The organism is Streptomyces sp. SGAir0957 (assembly GCF_043523415.1).
Genome location: NZ_CP027293.1, coordinates 615,173 through 633,569 on the forward strand (window position 1 = coordinate 615,173; position 18,397 = coordinate 633,569).

General features: G+C 72.4%; 22 protein-coding genes. 9 read left to right on the forward strand and 13 right to left on the reverse strand.

What is annotated here, in order from left to right:
- Nucleotides 1-32: 32 nt before the first annotated feature.
- Nucleotides 33-716 carry an alpha/beta hydrolase gene (locus C1N81_RS07830; protein WP_394427975.1) on the forward strand — a complete coding sequence of 228 codons (684 nt, stop codon included), beginning with the start codon at nt 33-35 and terminating at the stop codon, nt 714-716.
- 20 nt (nt 717-736) lie between these two features.
- On the opposite strand, the gene C1N81_RS07835 is transcribed toward C1N81_RS07830, so the two are convergent.
- Both C1N81_RS07835 and C1N81_RS07840 read right to left on the reverse strand, forming a co-directional pair.
- Nucleotides 737-1,801, reverse strand: a complete 1,065-nt coding sequence (locus C1N81_RS07835) for a protein kinase family protein (protein WP_394427976.1) — start codon at nt 1,799-1,801, stop codon at nt 737-739.
- Nucleotides 1,802-1,818: 17 nt separating this feature from the next.
- Nucleotides 1,819-2,415, reverse strand: a complete 597-nt coding sequence (locus C1N81_RS07840) for a TetR/AcrR family transcriptional regulator (protein ID WP_394427977.1) — start codon at nt 2,413-2,415, stop codon at nt 1,819-1,821.
- A 143-nt stretch (nt 2,416-2,558) separates the two neighbouring features.
- On the opposite strand from C1N81_RS07840, the gene C1N81_RS07845 reads away from it, so the two are divergent.
- The 3 genes from C1N81_RS07845 to C1N81_RS07855 all read left to right on the forward strand — a co-directional run bounded on the left by C1N81_RS07845 (nt 2,559) and on the right by C1N81_RS07855 (nt 5,044).
- Nucleotides 2,559-3,329 carry an SDR family NAD(P)-dependent oxidoreductase gene (locus C1N81_RS07845; RefSeq protein ID WP_394427978.1) on the forward strand — a complete coding sequence of 257 codons (771 nt, stop codon included), beginning with the start codon at nt 2,559-2,561 and terminating at the stop codon, nt 3,327-3,329.
- A gap of 45 nt (nt 3,330-3,374) precedes the next feature.
- On the forward strand, nt 3,375-3,983 hold the full coding sequence (locus C1N81_RS07850; protein ID WP_394427979.1) for a YdcF family protein: 609 nt from the start codon (nt 3,375-3,377) through the stop codon (nt 3,981-3,983).
- Between the two features lie 137 nt (nt 3,984-4,120).
- Nucleotides 4,121-5,044 carry an ion transporter gene (locus tag C1N81_RS07855; protein ID WP_394427980.1) on the forward strand — a complete coding sequence of 308 codons (924 nt, stop codon included), beginning with the start codon at nt 4,121-4,123 and terminating at the stop codon, nt 5,042-5,044.
- A gap of 224 nt (nt 5,045-5,268) precedes the next feature.
- Here C1N81_RS07855 and C1N81_RS07860 read toward each other — a convergent pair whose 3' ends face one another.
- The 3 genes from C1N81_RS07860 to C1N81_RS07870 all read right to left on the reverse strand — a co-directional run bounded on the left by C1N81_RS07860 (nt 5,269) and on the right by C1N81_RS07870 (nt 7,528).
- A complete protein-coding gene (locus C1N81_RS07860; RefSeq protein WP_394427981.1) occupies nt 5,269-5,592 on the reverse strand; it encodes an STAS domain-containing protein in 324 nt (107 codons plus the stop codon).
- 399 nt (nt 5,593-5,991) lie between these two features.
- Complete coding sequence (locus C1N81_RS07865) at nt 5,992-6,519, reverse strand: 2'-5' RNA ligase family protein (protein ID WP_394427982.1); 528 nt, start codon at nt 6,517-6,519, stop codon at nt 5,992-5,994.
- Between the two features lie 79 nt (nt 6,520-6,598).
- Nucleotides 6,599-7,528 carry a LysR family transcriptional regulator gene (locus tag C1N81_RS07870; RefSeq protein ID WP_394427983.1) on the reverse strand — a complete coding sequence of 310 codons (930 nt, stop codon included), beginning with the start codon at nt 7,526-7,528 and terminating at the stop codon, nt 6,599-6,601.
- Nucleotides 7,529-7,610: 82 nt separating this feature from the next.
- Between C1N81_RS07870 and C1N81_RS07875 the strand changes: the two genes are divergently transcribed.
- Nucleotides 7,611-8,834: an Rv0909 family putative TA system antitoxin gene (locus tag C1N81_RS07875; RefSeq protein ID WP_394427984.1), complete on the forward strand. Its 1,224-nt coding sequence runs from the start codon at nt 7,611-7,613 to the stop codon at nt 8,832-8,834.
- Between the two features lie 102 nt (nt 8,835-8,936).
- Here the strand turns inward: C1N81_RS07875 and C1N81_RS07880 are convergent, their stop codons facing one another.
- Together C1N81_RS07880 and C1N81_RS07885 are read right to left on the reverse strand one after the other, a co-directional pair.
- The gene (locus C1N81_RS07880; RefSeq protein ID WP_394427985.1) at nt 8,937-9,131 is read right to left on the reverse strand and encodes a hypothetical protein; all 195 of its coding nucleotides are present in this window, start codon (nt 9,129-9,131) and stop codon (nt 8,937-8,939) included.
- A gap of 43 nt (nt 9,132-9,174) precedes the next feature.
- A complete protein-coding gene (locus tag C1N81_RS07885; protein ID WP_394427986.1) occupies nt 9,175-9,687 on the reverse strand; it encodes a TspO/MBR family protein in 513 nt (170 codons plus the stop codon).
- Between the two features lie 149 nt (nt 9,688-9,836).
- Between C1N81_RS07885 and C1N81_RS07890 the strand changes: the two genes are divergently transcribed.
- Nucleotides 9,837-11,270 (forward strand): FG-GAP-like repeat-containing protein, encoded by a 1,434-nt coding sequence (locus C1N81_RS07890; protein WP_394427987.1) that lies wholly within the window; start codon nt 9,837-9,839, stop codon nt 11,268-11,270.
- Nucleotides 11,271-11,522: 252 nt separating this feature from the next.
- Here the strand turns inward: C1N81_RS07890 and C1N81_RS07895 are convergent, their stop codons facing one another.
- Nucleotides 11,523-12,278: an SDR family NAD(P)-dependent oxidoreductase gene (locus C1N81_RS07895; protein ID WP_394427988.1), complete on the reverse strand. Its 756-nt coding sequence runs from the start codon at nt 12,276-12,278 to the stop codon at nt 11,523-11,525.
- A gap of 187 nt (nt 12,279-12,465) precedes the next feature.
- Between C1N81_RS07895 and C1N81_RS07900 the strand changes: the two genes are divergently transcribed.
- Nucleotides 12,466-12,900, forward strand: coding sequence for an Rrf2 family transcriptional regulator (locus C1N81_RS07900; protein ID WP_394427989.1), 435 nt, complete (start codon nt 12,466-12,468; stop codon nt 12,898-12,900).
- 36 nt (nt 12,901-12,936) lie between these two features.
- Entirely contained in the window at nt 12,937-13,782 is an 846-nt protein-coding gene (locus tag C1N81_RS07905; protein WP_394427990.1) for an SDR family NAD(P)-dependent oxidoreductase, read from the forward strand.
- A 79-nt stretch (nt 13,783-13,861) separates the two neighbouring features.
- On the opposite strand, the gene C1N81_RS07910 is transcribed toward C1N81_RS07905, so the two are convergent.
- From C1N81_RS07910 to C1N81_RS07920, 3 genes are all read right to left on the reverse strand, one after another.
- Nucleotides 13,862-14,524: a hypothetical protein gene (locus tag C1N81_RS07910; RefSeq protein WP_394427991.1), complete on the reverse strand. Its 663-nt coding sequence runs from the start codon at nt 14,522-14,524 to the stop codon at nt 13,862-13,864.
- Nucleotides 14,521-15,159, reverse strand: coding sequence for a hypothetical protein (locus tag C1N81_RS07915; RefSeq protein WP_394437796.1), 639 nt, complete (start codon nt 15,157-15,159; stop codon nt 14,521-14,523). Before C1N81_RS07915 ends, C1N81_RS07910 begins: the two co-directional genes overlap by 4 nt.
- Nucleotides 15,160-15,261: 102 nt before the next feature.
- Nucleotides 15,262-15,798 carry a TetR/AcrR family transcriptional regulator C-terminal domain-containing protein gene (locus C1N81_RS07920; RefSeq protein WP_394427992.1) on the reverse strand — a complete coding sequence of 179 codons (537 nt, stop codon included), beginning with the start codon at nt 15,796-15,798 and terminating at the stop codon, nt 15,262-15,264.
- Between the two features lie 154 nt (nt 15,799-15,952).
- Here C1N81_RS07920 and C1N81_RS07925 point away from each other — a divergent pair, with 154 nt between their 5' ends.
- Complete coding sequence (locus tag C1N81_RS07925; RefSeq protein WP_394427993.1) at nt 15,953-17,188, forward strand: beta-ketoacyl-[acyl-carrier-protein] synthase family protein; 1,236 nt, start codon at nt 15,953-15,955, stop codon at nt 17,186-17,188.
- A 21-nt stretch (nt 17,189-17,209) separates the two neighbouring features.
- Here the strand turns inward: C1N81_RS07925 and C1N81_RS07930 are convergent, their stop codons facing one another.
- Both C1N81_RS07930 and C1N81_RS07935 read right to left on the reverse strand, forming a co-directional pair.
- The gene (locus tag C1N81_RS07930; protein WP_394427994.1) at nt 17,210-17,719 is read right to left on the reverse strand and encodes a phosphatase PAP2 family protein; all 510 of its coding nucleotides are present in this window, start codon (nt 17,717-17,719) and stop codon (nt 17,210-17,212) included.
- Between the two features lie 110 nt (nt 17,720-17,829).
- A complete protein-coding gene (locus C1N81_RS07935; protein WP_394427995.1) occupies nt 17,830-18,318 on the reverse strand; it encodes a hypothetical protein in 489 nt (162 codons plus the stop codon).
- Between the last annotated feature and the right edge of the window lie 79 nt (nt 18,319-18,397).

Genomic DNA, 18,397 nt, shown 5'->3' on the forward strand with positions numbered 1-18,397 from the left:
GCAGCGGGCAGGGGTACAGCACAGGAGGGCACATGACCGGCATCGAGAACGAACACCGCACCCGCGCGGAGGAGGACGACGCTCCGGCGCTGATCCCGCGCCGCACCCCGCCCGACCCCCGGGCCGCGGTGCTCTTCCTGCACGGCGGCCGCGCCGACAGCCACTCCCCCGCACGGCCCTGGCACCTCGCCGCTCTGCGGATGAGGCCCTTCGTGCGCGCGGTCGCCGCGGCCCTGCCGCCCGATCCGGTCGCCCTGGCCCAGGTGCGCTACCGCGTACGCGGCTGGAACGGGCAGGGGGCCGACGCCTTCCGTGATGCCCAGCGGGCCCTCGACGAACTGGAACGGCTCGTCGGTGACGTGCCGGTCGTTCTCGTCGGCCATTCGATGGGTGGCCGCGCGGCCCTGGCGGCGGCGCGGGCACCGCAGGTCAGAGCCGTCGTGGCACTCGCGCCTTGGTGCCCGGCGGGCGAGCCCGTCGCCCACCTGAGCGGCAAGGACGTCGTCGTCCTCCACGGCGACCGCGACCGCGTGACCTCCGCCGAGGCGTCGTCGACGTTCGTCGCACGCGCCCGCCTGGCCGGCGCGCGTGCGCGGGCCCACATCGTGCCCGGCGGCGACCACGCGATGCTGCGCGACAGCGCCCGCTGGCACCGCACGACCGCGACGACCGTCGCGGACCTCCTGCGACCGTGGACCGCGCCCCCGCCCGAGTGAGGCGGGGCACGCCGCCCGGATCACCCACCGATCGCGCGGAGCTCCTCCAGGGGGTAGGGGACCGCGCGGTCCGTCTCCCGGAAGCGGCGGTAGAACTCCCCCATCACCACGGCGACCGGCGCATGCCGGCCCAGAACGTCCGCGACCGCCGCCGGAACGCCCTCGGGAGGTCTTCCGTCAGCACAGGCGCGCACGAACGCCCTGCGCGCGTCGGGCGCGTGGCCGTACAGGGCGACAGCGAGCCAGTTCACCAGGTGTGTGCGGGCGTAGGCGAGGTCGTAGGTGCGGTGGCGGGTGAGGAAGTCGGCCTCGTCCCGGGCGAGGTCGAAGCGGGCGGAGAGGGCGAGGCCGTAGTCGGCGAAGTAGAGCCGGTGACCGTCGGTGAGGATGTTCTCGAAGTGGGCGTCGAGGTGGAGCAGCCCACGGGTGTTCATGAACTCGATGCCGGTCTCCAGCTCCCGCTCGACCATGGCGCAGGCCCGTTCCGCCGCCCGGCCCCCGGCCGTGATCTCGGCGGCCAGCCAGTCGTGCAGGGTGTGCGGAACGTACTCCAGGAACAGCAGGATGCTCGCCGAGGATTGTCGCAGCGCCTCGATCCGGCCGCGCATCGATGAGCCCTCGCCCCAGTAGGCGACGGCTCGTTCCACGTCGGCCAGCTCCTCGGGCAGCGCCCGGCCCGCGTCCGGCAGCACCCGCCAGTGGTGCATCAGCGGGAACCCGTCGTGGTCCCCGGCCAGCACCCAGTCCGTCGTCATGGTGTGCACGGCCAGCTCACGCCAGGCGCCGAAGCCCGGGCTGCCGATGCGGCCGACGCCGTAGTGGCAGAAGACGGGGAGGCGGAACAGGTTCGCCGTGGAGTGGACGTGGTCGGCCCTGCGCTCCAGATCGGTCAGCCGGACCTGCTTGACGAAGACGGTGGCCCCCGCGACCTCCACCAGGACTGTCTGTCCGCCGATGCCCGCACCGGCCGGGGCGGCGGCGTCGACGAGAGCGCGCAGCTGTCGGTCGCCGCATCGCGCCAGCGCCGTGGCAACCCTCGCGTGCGTGGCGAGCCGCGCGTCATGGGACGGATCCAGGCTGGTCACGGAGGACACCTCACCCGTCACGGGTGGGACCGCAGATGGTCGATCCCGGTGTCGAGGGCGGCCCTGAGGTGGGTCGAGTCACCGGTCGACATCATGATCGTGACACCGCCCTGGACCCCCGCGAGCAGTCCGGCCGCCGTCCGGTCCGCGTCGAGGCGGGACGAGACGAGGCCGTTGGCCTGCATGGCGCGCACTCCGCGGGCGAGTTGCTCCTGCCACTGCCGCATCAGCTCCGTGACGATCGCCCGCGCGCCCGGGCTCGACCGTCCGACCTGGAGGAACAAGGCGCCCAACGGGCAATGGTCGCCCTGCAGTTCATAGCGTTCCACCACCACGTCCCGCCACCGCTGCCAGGATTCCCACGAGTCGAGGCGGCCCAGGTGCGGCTGCTGGTCCTCCAGCACCCGGTCGGCCTCGAACTGGGCCACGGCCAGGAGCAGGTCGTCCTTGCCGCCGGGGAAGTAGTGGAACAGCTGGCTCTTGCTGGTGGCGGTACGGGCCCGAATGTCGTCGAGCCGCGTGAAGGAGACCCCCTGCTCGCGCAGCACCTCGGCCGCGCCCTCGACGATGCGGGCCCGGGTGGCCTGCCCTTTCGCGGTCAGCGTCTCACCCATGCCGCCCTCCCTCTCCCGCGTACGTGGTTCCCGGGCTTACGGCACAACGGTACCCCCAGGCTGGACTTGCCGGTCCATTTTTCGCGGAGCACCGTAGGGCACCACGCGAGCGAGATACGCACAGCGAACAGGGAGAGCACGCCATGACTGGACGACTGCAGGGCAAGACGGCACTGGTCACCGGGTCCACCAGCAACATCGGTCAGGCCATCGCCGAGGTGTTCGCCGCCGAGGGCGCGCACGTCGTCGTGTCCGGACGCAACACCGGACGCGGAGCCGCCGTCGTCGCCGGCATCCGCGCCGCAGGCGGCCGGGCCGACTTCGTGGCGGCGGACCTCGACGGCAGCGCGGAGGCGTCCCGCGCACTCGCAGAGGAGGCCACCGCGGCCCTGGGCGGCCGGATCGACGTACTGGTCAACAACGCCGGCGTCTACCCGTCGCCCTCCACCACCGACACCGACGAGAAGACCTTCGACCACGTCTACGCCGTGAACGTGAAGGCGCCGTTCTTCCTGACCGCGGCCGTCGCCCCCGCCATGGCGGCCACGGGCGGCGGCACGATCATCAACCTCGGCTCCTGGATCGCCCGCCTGGGCGTCCCCGCGGGCGCCCTCTACAGCTCCACCAAGGGCGCCATGGAGACCCTGACCCGGGCCTGGTCGGCGGAGTTCGGACCCCGGGGCGTCCGGGTCAACGCCGTCTCCCCCGGGGTGATCCTGCCGCCCGCCCCCGAGGGCAGCACCCCGGGCCCCGGCCAGGTCATGATGCACGGCACCCCGTCGGGGACGGTCGGCGAACCCGCCGCGATCGCCCACGCCGCGCTGTGGCTGGCGAGCGACGAGGCGTCCTTCGTCCACGGCACCGTGGTGGACGTGGACGGCGGACGGACGGGCGTCGCGGTGGTCGCGGCGTGACACGACGCCACGCCGCACCGGCATGACCTGGCCTAGAGTCGCCCCATGCGGCGAAGGACAGGACTGGTCATGGCCGGGGTGGCGGCCCTGGCCTGGGGAGAGTGGCTGAACCGGCGCTGGTCCCGGACGCTCGTCGGGACCGGCGAAGGCGCCTGCGAGGCGGTGGTCGTGCTCGGCTACCGGAACCCGGGGACGTCGGCGAACGTCATCAACCGATGGCGCGTCCGCGCCGGTCTCCGCTCCCTCGACGGTGGCACGCGCGAGACCCGCCTGATCTTCAGCGGCGGGACGACCGGCGACGGCGCCACGGAGGCGCGACTGATGGCCGACTACGCGAGGACGGTCCTCGGCTTCGACGGCCCGGCGCTCCTTGAGGAGCGGTCCACGACGACGTGGGAGAACATCACCTGCGTGATCCCCCTTCTCGACGGCGTGGACCGCATCAAGATCGTCTCCCAGCCTGCCCACGCGCTCAAGGCGCGGGCGTACTTGCGGCGCCAACGCCCCGATCTGGCAGGGAAGTTGGCGGGCGCGGACGACTGCCGCCTCGGCGAGTGGACGGCCGTCAAGCCGCTGCTGGCCCTGTACGGGCTGTGGACCCTCCGCGCCCTCGAACCCAAGGAGCGACGGGTTCGTCCGGGGCGTCGCGCATGACGTGAGCGGGGGGTTCCGGATCCGGGCGGAGTACGAGGTTCGCATCCGGGCGGGGTGCGACACACCGGCGGAGCACGGGCCCCCGCCACACGCTCGAAGGGCCCGACCGGCCGTGAGGCACGTAAGATCCAACTCCCGTGAGCAGCAATACATTCCGCTTAGCCGGCCCGGCCGCGAGGGCGACCCTCGCCGCCCGCGCCCGGACCGTCACCGACGCGCGCTGGTTCGCCGTCACCGTCTTCGTTCTGATCCTGGTCAACGCGACCGTCCTGGGCGTCGAGACCTACAGCGGCGTCAGCGACCGCTTCCACGACGAGCTGAAACTGGTGGAGCACGTCTTCCTGGCCGTCTTCACGGCGGAGATCCTGGTGCGGATCGCCGCGCACGCGGACCGGCCGCGCGCCTTCTGGCGTGACCCGTGGAACCTGTTCGACCTGGCCGTCGTGGTGTGCGCCTTCCTGCCCCTCGTCCGCGAGAACGCCACGGTGCTGCGGCTGTTGCGGCTGGCCCGCGTGCTGCGCGCCGCCCGCTTCCTGCCCCAACTGCGCATCGTGCTGGTCGCGGTGGGCCGCAGCCTGCCCGGCACAGTCAGTTTCCTGCTCGTGGGCGGCCTGCTCCTCTACGTGTACGCGATGGTGGGCTGGGTCTTCTTCGCCACCTCCGACCCCGAGCACTTCGGCTCGATCGGCCGCGCGGTGCTCACCCTCTTCCTGCTCATGACGCTCGACGGGCTCGGCGACGCGGTCCGCGCCGGTCTCGAGATCTCCCGCTGGAGCATCGTCTACTTCGCCTCCTACGTTCTCATCGCTTCCTTCGTCCTGGTCAACGTCCTCATCGGCGTCGTCATCACCTCGCTCGACGAGGCCCGCGCCATGGAGGAGCCGGACCCCGCCCCCTCCGCCGAGGCCACCGCGCCCGCCTCCCTGTCGGAGGAGGAGCTCAGGCAGCGCATCACCACGGCACGCAGAGCACTCGACGAACTGGAGGAGGGCCTGGCGGGCATGACGCCCCTGCCGGCCCTGTCGGCACCCCGCCCGGTCGGCAGCGCGGCAACGGACTGAGGCCCTCTGCAATGGGCCGCCTCGGACGGCCCGCTCTCCTGGCAGTCGTCCGCCGAACCGGTCGGACCTGCGGGCGGCTGCGGCGAGGGGGGTGTGCGCCGGCCCCGTTACCGCGGTCGTAGGTCTCGCGCGCCCGCGTGTCCCAGCGTCCGTCGCGGCGCCGCCGCCCGCGGCCTCGGTTTCACGCGGGAAAGCGCCACGGGCGACGCGGGGTCCTTACAGGGCTACGCGACCTGCGAACGGTCGGCCTCCGACAGATGGCGCTCGAAGTCCATGTGCGGGAACAGCCGCACGGCCAGTCGGAGCACGCGCAGGGCCTGAGGGTTCGGGTGGACGACGGTGACGTGGGCGAAGTTCCGCGACGAGTCGAACAGGCGCAGACCGGCTATGTCGACGAACGGGACGTCGCTCAGGTCGAAGACCACGTGGGTGGTGGCGGTCGGGAGACAGGCCACGCCGGCCTGCACCTGGTCCAAGGTGTCGAAGTCGATGTCCCCATGCGGAGTGAGCGTGGCCCGGTGGCCGTTCAGCTCAGTGGTGATGTCCATGCTGGCCCCCTTTCGGGGGTTGATGAGACCGAAGACGCTACGGCCCCATGGGTGGGGGGCCGGCGGCTTCGGCGGGTGCCGGATGCCCGTGAAGGGGGCAACGTCCGGTTGCCGAAGAGCCGACGCTTGCGTATATCGGCTCAGTCTCTTGTCCCCCTACCGTCGCACAGTCGGCGGGGTGGACGCCAGGACGGTTCCTGTCGAACAGAATCCGGGTGCGGGCCGCGGTGGCCGAAACGGTATGGCGGAGTGGGGTGTTGACGGGCGCGGCGGTCGAGGTCGGACGGTGGGACGCGCGGCCACGAGGCGTGTCCCACGCCTGTCCGCACTCCGCACTCCGCATTCCGCACTCCGCTCACCGCCCCCACCCCTCAGCCCTCAGCCCTCAGCCCTCAGCCCTCAGCCCTCAGCCAGCGGTACCACCGTCCGCCGCACACTGTCGTAGCTGCGGGCCAGTGTGAGACTTCCCTCCCACGGCTCGGCCAGTTCCGCCGGGAGCGAGCCGTCCGGCCAACGAGCGTCCGCGGATCGGGATCTGCCGAGGGTGAGATGCGGGGTCCAGTTCTCGGGGTCGTGCAGAGGGTTGCGGTCCTCGTCGCCGTCGGCGCGCAGAAGCTCCCACACCTGACGCTGCAACGCGGTCAGTTCAGCGCCGGGAACGACACGCCAGGCCAGGACGCGGGTCCGCCCACCGAAGCGGACGACGCCTTCAAGACGCAGGGGCACGGGCAGCACGCTCAGCGCCGGGACGAGCCCGGGACGACCGCTCGGTGTCAGCTCGGCCGACGTGGCCAGCGTCAGATGCGGCCGGTTCGTGGGGTGGCGGTGGCCCGCCTGACTGGGCAGCCCGATGGCGGCCAGCGCGCGCCAGACGCGGACCACCCGGTCCTCCGTGGCCGGGTCGGGCAGCAGCTCGACAGTGTGCACCGCGGCAGCTTAGGGTCCCGTCCGCCGCCGGGCGGGTCGGCGCGCCACGCAGCACCCACCCAGCACACGGCGACCGGGGCTAGACCGGCGGCGCCACCGCCGCGCCCGCCACCCTCTCGGTCCGCTCGGCCCTCGCCGCGGACACCAGACCTTCCAGCAGCTCGACGGCGCGCCGGACGGCAGGATGGCGCGCCACCGAATCCTTCACCGCGAGACTGAGGTACCGCACCGGGGCCGGGGACACCAGCCGGACGGTGGTCAGCTCCTCCGGCAGCTCGCCGATGCCGAGCGCCGGTACCACCGTCAGCCCGATGCCCGTCGCCACGAAAGACATCGCCGTCCGGTAGTCGTGCGTCTCCACCACGAAACTCGGGGCGAACCCGGCCTGGGCGCACGCGTTGAGGAGCACCTGGCGGCAGGCCCCTTCGCGCAGGTCGTTGTCCACCCAGTGCCGCTCCGCGAGGTCCGCGAGCGGTACCTCCGGCAGACCGGCGATCGGATCGTCGACGCGGACGACGGCGTAGTAGGGGTCCTCGGCGAGCCGGTGCACATGGACGGCCCCGGGGTGCTCGGCGCCCGTCTCCTCCACGAAGATGTCCAGGTCCGGGTCGCCCTGCGTGTATTCGGTCAGGAGCAAATCGAGCCGGAGTTCCGGGAACTCGGTGCGCAGCGCGGCGACGACCGGCGCCAGCAACGCCGAGCCCGCCGAGCTGAAGTAGCCGATCGAGAGACTGCCCACCCGCCCGGCGCGCAGATCGCCTACCACGCGCTCGACCCGGCCGACCGCCTCGAACAACGTCTCGGTCTCGGCAGCGAGGGTCCGGCCTGCCGCAGTGGGCTCGATGCCGCGACCGGATCGTTCGAACAACTGCAGCCCGGTCTCCCGCTGCAAAGTGGCGAGCTGCTGGCTCACTGCGGAGGGGGTGTAGCCGAGCGCGGCGGCGCTCGCGCGGATCGAACTCGTCGCGACGACCGCCCGCAGTACGCGAAGTCGGGAAATGTCCAACATACGCGTACCGTACAGCAGCGCTTAACGAACGTACAGAATACGTCGCTTGTCCTGAACACAGGTGGCGGCCGACGATGACGGAGTGACCGATCTTCGAGAGACAGCCCAGCCCACCATCCCGGGCCCGAGCACCGCCGCCACCACCTCCTCGCACCTGGGCAGAACCGCGGCCGCCGCCGGCCTCGCCGTGGTGCTGTGGGCCTCCGCGTTCGTCGCCATCCGGGACATCGGGCACACGCTGTCCCCCGCGCCGCTGGCACTGCTGCGGCTGGGCGTCGCCGCCGCCACGCTCACGGTGCTCGCGGTGGCCCGGCGGACCGTCCGCGTCCGCGTGTCCCGCAGGGCGTTCGCGCTGATCGCCGCCTACGCCGTGCTGTGGCTCGCCGGGTACACCGTCGCTCTCAACGCGGGCGAGCAGCACGTGGACGCCGGGACAGCGGCCTTGCTGGTGAACGTCGCGCCGCTCCTCGTCGCCGTCGCCGCCGGAAAATTTCTCGGTGAACCCTTCTCGCGCGCGCTCGTCGTCGGCTCGCTCGTCGCGCTGGGCGGCACCGCGCTCATCGCGGCCGGGGCCGGCACGCATCGCGACTGGGCGGGAGTTCTGCTGTGCCTGCTGGCCGCCGTGCTCTACGCCGCGGGGGTCATGGTCCAGAAGGCCACGCTCCGCCACGTCGACGGGTTCACCGCGATCTGGCTCGGCTGCGTCGTCGCCACCGTCGCCCTGCTGCCCTGGGCACCCCAACTCGTCGGCGAAGTGCGGTCGGCGTCCGCGGGAGCGATCACCGGCGCCGTCTACCTCGGCGCCTTCCCCACCGCGATCGGCTTCACCGCCTGGGCCTACGCGCTGCGCCGCATGGACGCCGGCCGGCTCTCCGCCGTGTCCTACGCGGTCCCCGCCGTTTCGGTGCTGATGTCGTGGCTGCTGCTCGCCGAGATCCCCACGGCGTACGGCCTCGTCGGCGGCGCGCTCTGCCTGGCGGGGGTCGCCATCTCCCGGCGGCTGCCTGCCGCTCGAAAAAGAAGAGGAAGGAAGGATTCCTCTGGAGATCCGGGGTACCTGGGATCAAGCACAACGCACGTACGAACGTGGGAGGTATTCACCATGGGCAAGCTGGGCGATGTCGCGAACAAGGCCAAGCAGATGGCCAAGGGCCATCCGGACCAGGCCGACAAGGGCGTCGAAAGCGCCGAGCGGGTCATTGACGAGCGTACGGGCAACAAGTACGACGCGCAGACCGACAAGGCCGCGGACGCCGCCCGCCGCAGCTACGGCAGCGGCAGCGGCAGCGGCACGGATCAGCACTGAGGTTTTGTGCTTCTGGCGCCCCCGGCTTCTTCGGCCGGGGGCGCTTTCGCGCTCCGCTCCCCCGGACAGGGAATGGCAGTGCACGGCGCCGCGCGATACCGCTCAGCCCGTCTGCCGCGAACGGAGCCGCCGCACGTCCCGCACGAGCGTGTACGAGGCGCCGACGAGGAGCGCGGCCCCCGCCCCGACCCAGAGAGCCGATGCCCCGGAACGGTACTCATGAACGGCGGAGACGAGCAGCAGGGCCGCGACGAGGACGCCGAAGGCCGAGACGAGGGCGCTGATGCGGATGGACACCCGGCCATCATCCCCGACGGAGCGGGGTGCTGATGGCCGTCTGTCACCTGTTGCGCCGGGCGATGTCCGCGTTCAGGGCGGTGGCGAAGGTGCACCACATCGCGTAGGGAACGAGGGCGACCGCCGTCCCCCGGTCGAGGTGTGCGGCGCGCCGCACCAGATCCCAGGACGAGGCGGCCGTGGCCGCTGTGACGGCCAAGCCCGCGTACGGCGTGCGGGCCTTGAAGAAGGACCAGCCGAACGCCGAGTTCAGGGCGAGGTTGACGGTCAGTGCCTTCGCCCAGCGGCGGCGCTCCTTCGCCGGGGCCCGGCGCAGAGTGCGTCCGCCGCCCGCCGCGATGGAGAGGTACAGCGGGGTCCACACCGCGCCGAAGGCCGCCGGGGGCGGCTGCCACGGCGGCTTCTTCAGGGAGCGGTACCAGACGTCGTCCGGATCGATGGCCAGCGACCCCACCAGCGCCGCGGTCGCCACCCCCGCGCCCACGGGAACGTAGCTGCGCAGCGCACCCCGCTCCGGTCGTCGCGCGGGCCTCGACAAAGTACTCAGTAGCCTCATGCCTCACGTGTTCCCCGCACCCGGCCCACCACTCGGTGCGCATGGGGGACCGCCGATCCACCGGAATCGGTGCCGTCCGCGTACAACCGTTGTCCGTCCCAGGCAGTCGAACCCCCCACAAGAAAGCACCTTCGAACGGGAGTTGGCCTGTGCGTCTTCGTCTTCTCGTCACCGCTGCCGCCGCGGCCCTCGCGGCGACCGGCCTGTCCCTGCCGACGGCCGGCGCGGCGGGTGCGGCGCCCGCGTTGCGCGGCGACTTCAACGGTGACCGCTATCAGGACCTCGCCGTCGGGGTGCCCGACGCCACCGTGGCCGGCAAGGCGCAGGCAGGCTATGTGAACGTCATCTGGGGCGGACCCGGTGGTCTCGGGTCCAAGGGGTCCACGACCATCAGCCAGAACAGCCCCGGCGTGTCCGGCGCCGCGGAGGCGTACGACCGTTTCGGGGCCGCCGTGGAGAGCGCCGACACCGACGGCGACGGCTACGCGGACCTGGTGGTGGGCGCGCCCGGCGAGGATCTTGCCGCCGGGACCACGGACGGTGAGGGCATGGTCAGCGTCGTACGGGGTGCGCCCGGCGGTTTCGCGGGCGGCTTCTCCGTGGCCAAGGGGGCCGGGGAGTTCGACAAGCTCGGTGAGCGGCTCGGCCTGGGTGACTTCGACGGCGACGGGGACATCGACCTCGCCATCGGTGTCGCGGGCGAGGAGAGCGGTTCCCTCGTCTGGCGTCCCGGCCCGCTCACCGCCGCCACGCCCGACACCACCGCGCGCATCGCCGGGCTCGGCATGAGCGGGCGGGTCCGCGACCTCGCCACCGGTGACTTCGACGGCGACGGCGTCGACAATCTCGCCGTCACCTGGCGCGCCCTGGAGAACTCCGGCATCGACGTCTACACCTGGGACGCGGCGGACAAGCCCCTCAAGAGCTGGAGCACGCCGGACTACGGCCAGTCCCTCGCGGTCGCCGACCTCGACCGGGACGGTGTCGACGACCTCGCCGTCGGCCTGCTGCACCCCAACCCCGACTCCGAGGACGGCCGCTCCAAGTGGTGCGACGACCTGAACGGCGGGGCGGTTCTCACTCTCCACGGGGCCAAGGGCGCGGGTGTGGGCGGCGCCTTCGACTGCATCACCCAGGACAGCCCGGGTGTCCCCGGCACCGCCGAGGCCGACGACGACTTCGGGTACTCCCTGGCCGCCGGTGACACCGACGCCGACGGCTACCCGGAGCTGGCCGTCGGCATCGACAGCGAGGCGATCGGCAGCGCCAGGAACGCGGGCATGGTCGTCGTGCTCAAGGGCACCGCCGACGGGCCCGTCACCGGCGGGTACGGCTACCACCAGGGCAGCGCAGGCGTTCCCGGCACCGCCGAGGCGGGCGACCGTTTCGGCAGCGCTGTCGCTCTCGGCACCTACGGTTCGCCCGCGCGGGCCGACCTGGCCGTGAGCGCACCCCAGGAGAACGACGCCGCCGGCGGCATCTGGTCCTTCCCCGGCGCCCTCGCCCAGAACACCCGCGCCCTCTCCCCGACCGCCCTCAACCTGACGGGCGCCACCAAGTACGGCTCCGTACTGGCCCGCTGAAACACCTGCCCAGCCGACGCGGGCCGCTTCGCACTGCGACCCGCCGGGTTGTCCAGGACGAATGCAGGTGTACCGGCCCGCACGACCACCGCGTGCCCTCCGCGCATGACTGATGATCCGTTCCCGAACGACCACCCGGGCGGAGTCTGGACGACCGAAATCTGATGACGACGTCAGGAACGCGCGGGCCGCTGGACGGGCCGGTGCGGGACTCGGCCTACTGCTCGCCCTGGACGTAGACCTGCGTCCAGGTCAGGCGTTGTAGCCGCCGTGGGCGTCGAGGACCGCGCCCGTCACGTACGACGCCCCGGGGCCGGCCAGGAAGGCGATGGCTTCGGCGATCTCCTCGGGGCGGCCCATGCGTTGCAGGGACAGCGAGCTGAGCAGTGCCTTGAGGGTTTCGGGGCCCGGGCCCTCCATGCCGCCCTCCATCAGCCCGGCCTCGACGACGTTGGCGGTGATGTTGCGGGGACCGAGGTCGCGTGCGACGCCCAGGGTGTACCTCTCGATGCCCGACTTGGTCGCCGCGTAGTCGGCGAGGCCGGGGGCGCCGACCCGGGAGCCGAGGCCGGAGCTGACCGTGACGATGCGGCCGCCGGTGCGCAGCACGCGGGAGGCGGCCCGGGTGACGGCGATGACGCCGAGGTAGTTGGTGGCGTGCATCCGGTCCAGTGCGGCGATGTCGGCGTCCGGGTCGTCCACCATGCGGCCCTGTTCGACGGAGATCGCCGCATTGTTGACGAGGATGTCCAGGCCGCCGAAGTGTGCGACGACCTCGTCGATCAGCGCCGGTGCCCGCCCCGTGTCCGCCTGGTCGGACCGGATGGCGACGGCCTTCACTCCCCTGCCCTGCACGTCGTCGACGACGGCCTGCGCCCGCTCCTCCGAGCTGACATAGGTGAAGGCGATGTCGGCGCCCTGATCGGCCAGCAACCGTACGGTCGCCGCTCCCAGTCCGCGTGAACCGCCGGTGACCAGGGCGACCTTGCCCGCGAGTGGCTTGCTCATGGTTCTCACCTCGTTGTTTGACCTTCGGAACTGCTGTCGCGACTCTCACCGCTGTCGAAACCATAGTTGTTACGACAGGGCATCGCAACTAACTCTGTTACGACTGGGTGCGGCCCCGTCGCCGCCGCGATCCGGCGTCGTAACATGAAGCGTTACTGTCGCTGCCGTCAGCCGGAGGGTGAGGTCCATGAGCGCCAACAGCAGGCTGACCATCGCCGCCCACGCGCTGGCCTGGATCGGCCTCTACCAGCGCCAGGGCCATGACGTCGCCACCTCCGAGCAGATCGCGTCCAGCGCGAACACCAACCCGGTGGTGATCCGCCGCCTGCTCGGCGAGTTGCGCCGGGCCGGGCTCGTGGAGTCCCGGCGCGGCGTGGGCGCGGGCTGGTCACTGGCGCGCGATCTGGAGTCGATGACGCTGCTCGACGTGTACGAGGCCGTGGAGCCCGGCCCGCTGTTCGCGCTGCACCGCACCACCCCCGACCACGGTTGCGTGGTGGGCCATGGCATCCAGCCGGCGATGCGGGGCATCTACGACGGCATCGAGAAGACCCTGCGGGACGAGCTGGCCCACGTCACGCTCGCGCACGTACTCAAGGACGTACTCGCGGCACCGCGCTGACCTTCCGCCGCGCGTCGATCCACACAAGGGAGCTCCATGACCATGCAAGCGGAATCTTCACTCGTCAGGGGAACGGCGCTCGTCACCGGTGCCTCCTCGGGCATCGGAGCGGCCTACGCGCGACGGCTCGCCGCGGACGGCCACGACCTGGTGCTGGTCGCCCGTCGCGCGGAGCGGTTGCGGGCGCTCGCGACGGAGCTGACCGAGGCGCATCACGGCGTTCGCGTGGAAACCCTCGTCGCGGATCTGAGCGACGCCGGCGAGGTGGACCGCGTGGCGCGGCGGGCCGCCGGGGACGACATCGAGACGCTGGTGAACAACGCGGGCATCAACGGCTACGGCCCCTTCGCCGAAACCGATCCCGCCCTCCTGGAGAAGGTGATCGCGGTGAACGTGGTGGCGGTCACCCGGCTCGCCCGCGCCGCCGTGCCGGGCATGCTGGCCCGCGGCCGCGGCACCGTGGTGAACGTCGCCTCCACCCTCGCCTTCGCGGGATCGCTGCCGCCCGGCCCGCTGCCGACTCGAGCGGTCTACGGCGGGACCAAGGGGTACGTCGTCACCTTCACCCGGACCCTCGCGGCGGAGCTGGCCGCGTCCCCGGTCCGTGTCCAGGTGGTGTGCCCCGGGCTCACCGCGACCGAGTTCCACCTCACGCAGGGTCAGGAACCGGTGGGCGGCGCGCGGGCCCGGGTCCACGACGATGGGGGCATGCCCGTCGAGGACGTGGTGGCGGCTTCGTTCAAGGCTCTGGAGAACGGCGAGACCGTGTGCGTGCCCGGGCTGGTCGACGCCGCGGCGGTCGACCGTGTCACGGAGGCGGAGACGGGGCTCCGCGCCTCGTCCGGCAGTACTCTCGCTCCGCGCTATCAAGGCCCGGCGTAACGGTCCGGCGCGGAGCGCACCGTACGTCGTCGGCCGACCGCGCGCCGGGATCGGTGAGGGCCGGACGCTCCGCGGGGTCCTACGGCCAATGCGGGTTCGGTGCCCCGGTGTCGTTCATGTGCGCCCGCCGCCAGATCTGATTCCAGCCGTACTGGATGCCCCGCACCAGTGGGTGGCGGCGCCCGCACGGACACGGCGCCGGCGCCCACGCGCAGCGGCCGCACAGGTCGATCCGCCCGCGGCCGTCCTCGTGCGCTTCCAGCGGTTGCGACGCGAGCGGCCCCTCGTCCCCGCAGGCCGGACAGCCGGGCAGCTCCGCGCCGTCCATGAGGGCGTTGCGCCGCCGCACATATGCGGGCAGCAGCAGCGACGGGTGGCGGAGGGGATCGTCGTACCAGGCCCGTTCCGCCCCCGCCCACGCCATCCGGTCCCACCACGGCCGAGGGCTCGGGACGTCGCGCCGCCCGGCCTGCTTCTCCGCCCGGCGCCATGCGGTGTACTCCTGTACCCGCTCCAGCCACAGCAGTCGCGCCGCGTGCAGTTCCTCGACCGCCCGCACCAGCGCCGCCGGGTCCGCCTCAAGGCGGCGAGGGATCGCGGCGCTCAGCGTCAGGTGGTGGTAGGTCGCCCGCAGGCCGTAGGGCGCGAAGCAGGCGAGGCAGGTGCGCAGCGCGATGTGGCGCCGGTCGGGAGACAGGCGGGTGTCGTGCACGCGGGCCCGTTGGGTGAGGAAGCTGGTCACCGGTCGGACGCCAGGTCCAGGGCGCGGGCGAGAGCGGCGGTGACGGCGGCGCTCCGCGTCGGCAGGTGTTTCTCGGCCCAGGTCTCGGCGAGGCCGAAGAAGTCCCGGAGGTCCTGGTGCGCACCGGTGACGAGGGCGCGCACCTGGTCCACGGGGAGTTCGACGACCGGGTTGTCCGCGTCGGGGTCGGCGTCGGCGTCCGGCATGACGTCATATGTCAGGCGGACGCTGTCACCGACGCGCTCGGCCATGGACGACGGATCGTGTCCGAAGGCGGCCTGGCCGGTTCCGTCGAACAGTTCCAGCCAGTCCCGCCAGGACTCCAGGCCGTTGCAGCAGCCCGGCTCGACGTAGACCGTGCCGGTGGCGTCGTCGGTCACCCGGAATCCGCCGGAGGCGATGAGGTCGGGCATGGTGAGCAGCCCGTGCAGGAACGCGTCGAGCGGATCGGTCGGGCGGGGCTCGTCCCGCGGGTCCGGTTCGACGGCGTTGTCGTCGGCGATCCGCATGACCGCCGTGCCGACGTCGGCCGGGGTCATCTTCCCGTTCAGCACGAGGTAGCCGTACGGCTCGTGCTCGCCCACAGGCCAGAGCGCGAAGTCGTCGAAGGCGAAGATCTCCAGCACGGGGCGCATCTCCCACACAGGCAGGACAATGCCGGAAGGGGTGCCGCGCCGCCACACAATTTGGCCGCCCGCCCGCCCCCGCACGCCCCGCCCGCGACGCCCCCTCGGGAGCTAGTCGGGATCGGTGGTTCCGTCGTGGATGGTCAGCGATCCGGCGAGGTCGAGGTCGGCGACCTTGCCGTGCGCTCCGGCGCGGACGAGGAGGACGGCGCCGAGCGCGGTGCTCCAGAACGTGCGGGCCTCCACGTCGGGCGGGCGCCGGGCCTGCCAGCCGCGGCTGCCGAGGAACTGGCGCACGAACCGTTCGGACTGCCGGAACAGCAGTTGGAGGTGCTGGTCGACCACCGGGGCGAGTTCGGGCTTGGAGATCCCGGCGGCGAGCGCCCGCGCGACGGACGGGAGCGAGGGCATGGCGAGTACGGCCCGCGCGATGTTCCGCCGGAACGCCGCCGCGTCCGGGGCCTGGCGGCCGACGCGTTCGACGCGCTGGGCGTCGTGCAGCAGGCCGAGGAAGGCGGCGTGCACGAGCAGCGAGTCCTTGGAGCCGAAGTGGTAGGTGACCTGGTTGGGGAAGACGCCTGCCGCTTTCGCGATCTCCGCGACGCTCAACTCGGCGCCGGGTCGCTCCGTGCAGAGCTGTGCGGTCACCTCCACGAGTCTGCGCTTCGTCGCGTGACCGCGCTCACGGGGCCGGGCCGGAACTGAACGGGCTGCGGTTCGCTTTTTCTCCACCCACGAATTGTATGTGATACAACTGCGCCTGTTCGTTGTATCGCATACAAGAAGGATGAGGGTTGAGGGCATGGACCGGACCGAAGTCGTCGTCACCGGACTGGGCGCGATCACACCGCTCGGCGCGGACGCGGCGTCCACCTGGGACGCCCTGCTCGCCGGGGCATCCGGTATCCGGGGCGGAGTCATGGGCGAGCAGGAGGGCGACGGCCTGCCCGAGACCGTCGCGGGGACAATGGCGGCCGACCCCGCCGAGTCGTTGTCGCCCGTGCGGGCCAGGCGGCTCGACCGCTCCCAGCAGGCGGCCCTCGCCGCGGCGGCCGGGGCCTGGGCCGACGCCGGCACCCCGGACGCGGATCCGGACCGGCTCGCGGCGGCGATCGGTACGGGCATCGGCGGCGTACAGACGCTGCTGGCGCAGGACGACGTCCTGGAGGCGTCCGGGACCCGACGCGTCTCACCCCGCACGGTCCCCATGCTCATGCCGAACGCGGCGGCGGCGCTGATCAGCATCGAGTACGGGGCACGGGCCGGGGTCTACACGCCGGTCTCGGCCTGTTCCTCCGGCGCCGAGGCGATCGCCCTGGGTGCCAGGCTCATCCGCGCGGGCGAGGCGGACGTGGTCATCGCGGGCGGCACCGAGGCGGCGATCACCCCGATCACCGTCGCGGGCTTCGCCCAGGCCAAGGCGCTGTCGCGGCACACCGACGACCCCGCTTCCGCGTCCCGGCCGTTCGCGGCCGACCGCAGCGGATTCGTCCTCAGCGAGGGCGCCGCCGTCATGGTTCTGGAAAGCGCCGAGCACGCCCGGGCCCGTGGCGCCCGCGTCCACGCGGTGCTCGCGGGGGCCGGGATCGCGGCCGACGCGCACCACATCACGGCGCCCGCGGCCGACGGATCAGGCCAGATCGCGGCCATGCGCAAGGCCCTCACCCAGGCAGGGCTGGCTCCCGGGGACATCAGCCATGTCAACGCCCACGCCACCGGAACACCGCTCGGCGACGCCGCCGAGGCCCACGCGATCGGGCAGCTCCTCGGCCGCGCCACCGTGACCGCCCCCAAGGCGGCGCTCGGCCACCTCTTCGGCGCCGCCGGGGCGATCGAGGCGCTGATCGCCGTCCTCAGCGTCGAGCACGCCACCATCCCGCCCACCCGCAACCTCACCGCGACCGGCGCCGACCCCGACATCACCCGCGCACTCGACCTCGTCACCGAGCCCCGCCACGCGCCGCAACAGGCCGTACTCAGCAACTCCTTCGGCTTCGGCGGCCAGAACGTCTCACTCGTCTTCACCGGGGCGCGGTGACACGAACGACCGACCGAGCCGTCAGAGCCACGAACGCAGCGCCAGTCGCGGCGCATGGCGGGCGAGCCAGGCCGCGGCCGCTCCGATGGCCGCGCCGGCCGCGACGTCGCTGGGGTAGTGGGCGCCGCTCTGCACGCGTTCGACGGCGACCAGAGCGGCCGGTACCGCGCACACGGCGCCGACGGGTGGCCAGATGGCGGCGACCGCGGCGGTGAAGGCGACGGCGGCGGCGGTGTGGCCGGAGGGGAAGGAGGAGGAGTCGGGGCGGTCCTCCGCCTCGTCGTGCGGGAACCATTCCTTCGGCGGCCGGGGGCGATCGGCCAGCTGCTTGCACACGGCGTTGGACACCAGTTGCGCCAGGGCCACGGCGGTGAGGCCCGCGGTGGCGGCCCTGCGTCCGCGCGGCCCGCCCAGCGTGGCCATCGCCACGGCCGCGCCGCACCACAGCTTGGAACGCTCCGCCGCTTTTTCCACGGCCGACAACGTACGGTGCAGAGCGGGCGGGGCACTGGCGGCCAGCCCCTTGCTCACGCTCCGGTCCGTCTCACGAATCTCTGACATCACGCCCATGACCTGGGAGTTTCCCAAAGATCCGCACTTATGCGCGACCTATGCGCGCGGTCTTGAGACGTGCGGCGAGCTCAGGCCGCCCGCTGTGCCGGCAGGGCCCCGGTGCCCGGCTGCCCGCCGATCTCCTTGTGCGCGCAGGTGCCCGCGGTCTCGGTGTGGGGCAGGCGCATGCGGTGCACGAGACCCCGCGTCGCACGCCGGGTGAGACGGCTGCGCCAGGCGACATCGGGGTAGCACGCGCGCAGATGGGCCACGGCGCGCATACCGAGACCGCTGTCCTGCAGCGGCGAGGCCACGTACATCTCGGTGATCACTCCGCTCCCGCACTCCTCGCACACCTCGTAGGTGAGCTGGCCGACGATGCGGCGGGTGTAGACCAGCAGCAGACTGTCGGCCGTGGCTGCCGGTGCGGGCGAGTGGACGATCTGCACGTCGCGGTAGGCGAGGAGCCGCCGGTGCAGTTTGCCGCGTCGGCGACGCGCCCGGGCGTGCCGGGAGGCCGGGCGCCCGGGGAGCGCACGTGCGAGCGATGTCGGCGCCGCTGCGAGTGTCTCAAGCATGCGGTGCGACTACCCCCGGGTCATGCGCTCAATCGACGCGGCTTCGCCACACTGTGTGCGGGGAGTGGCGGCATGGCCT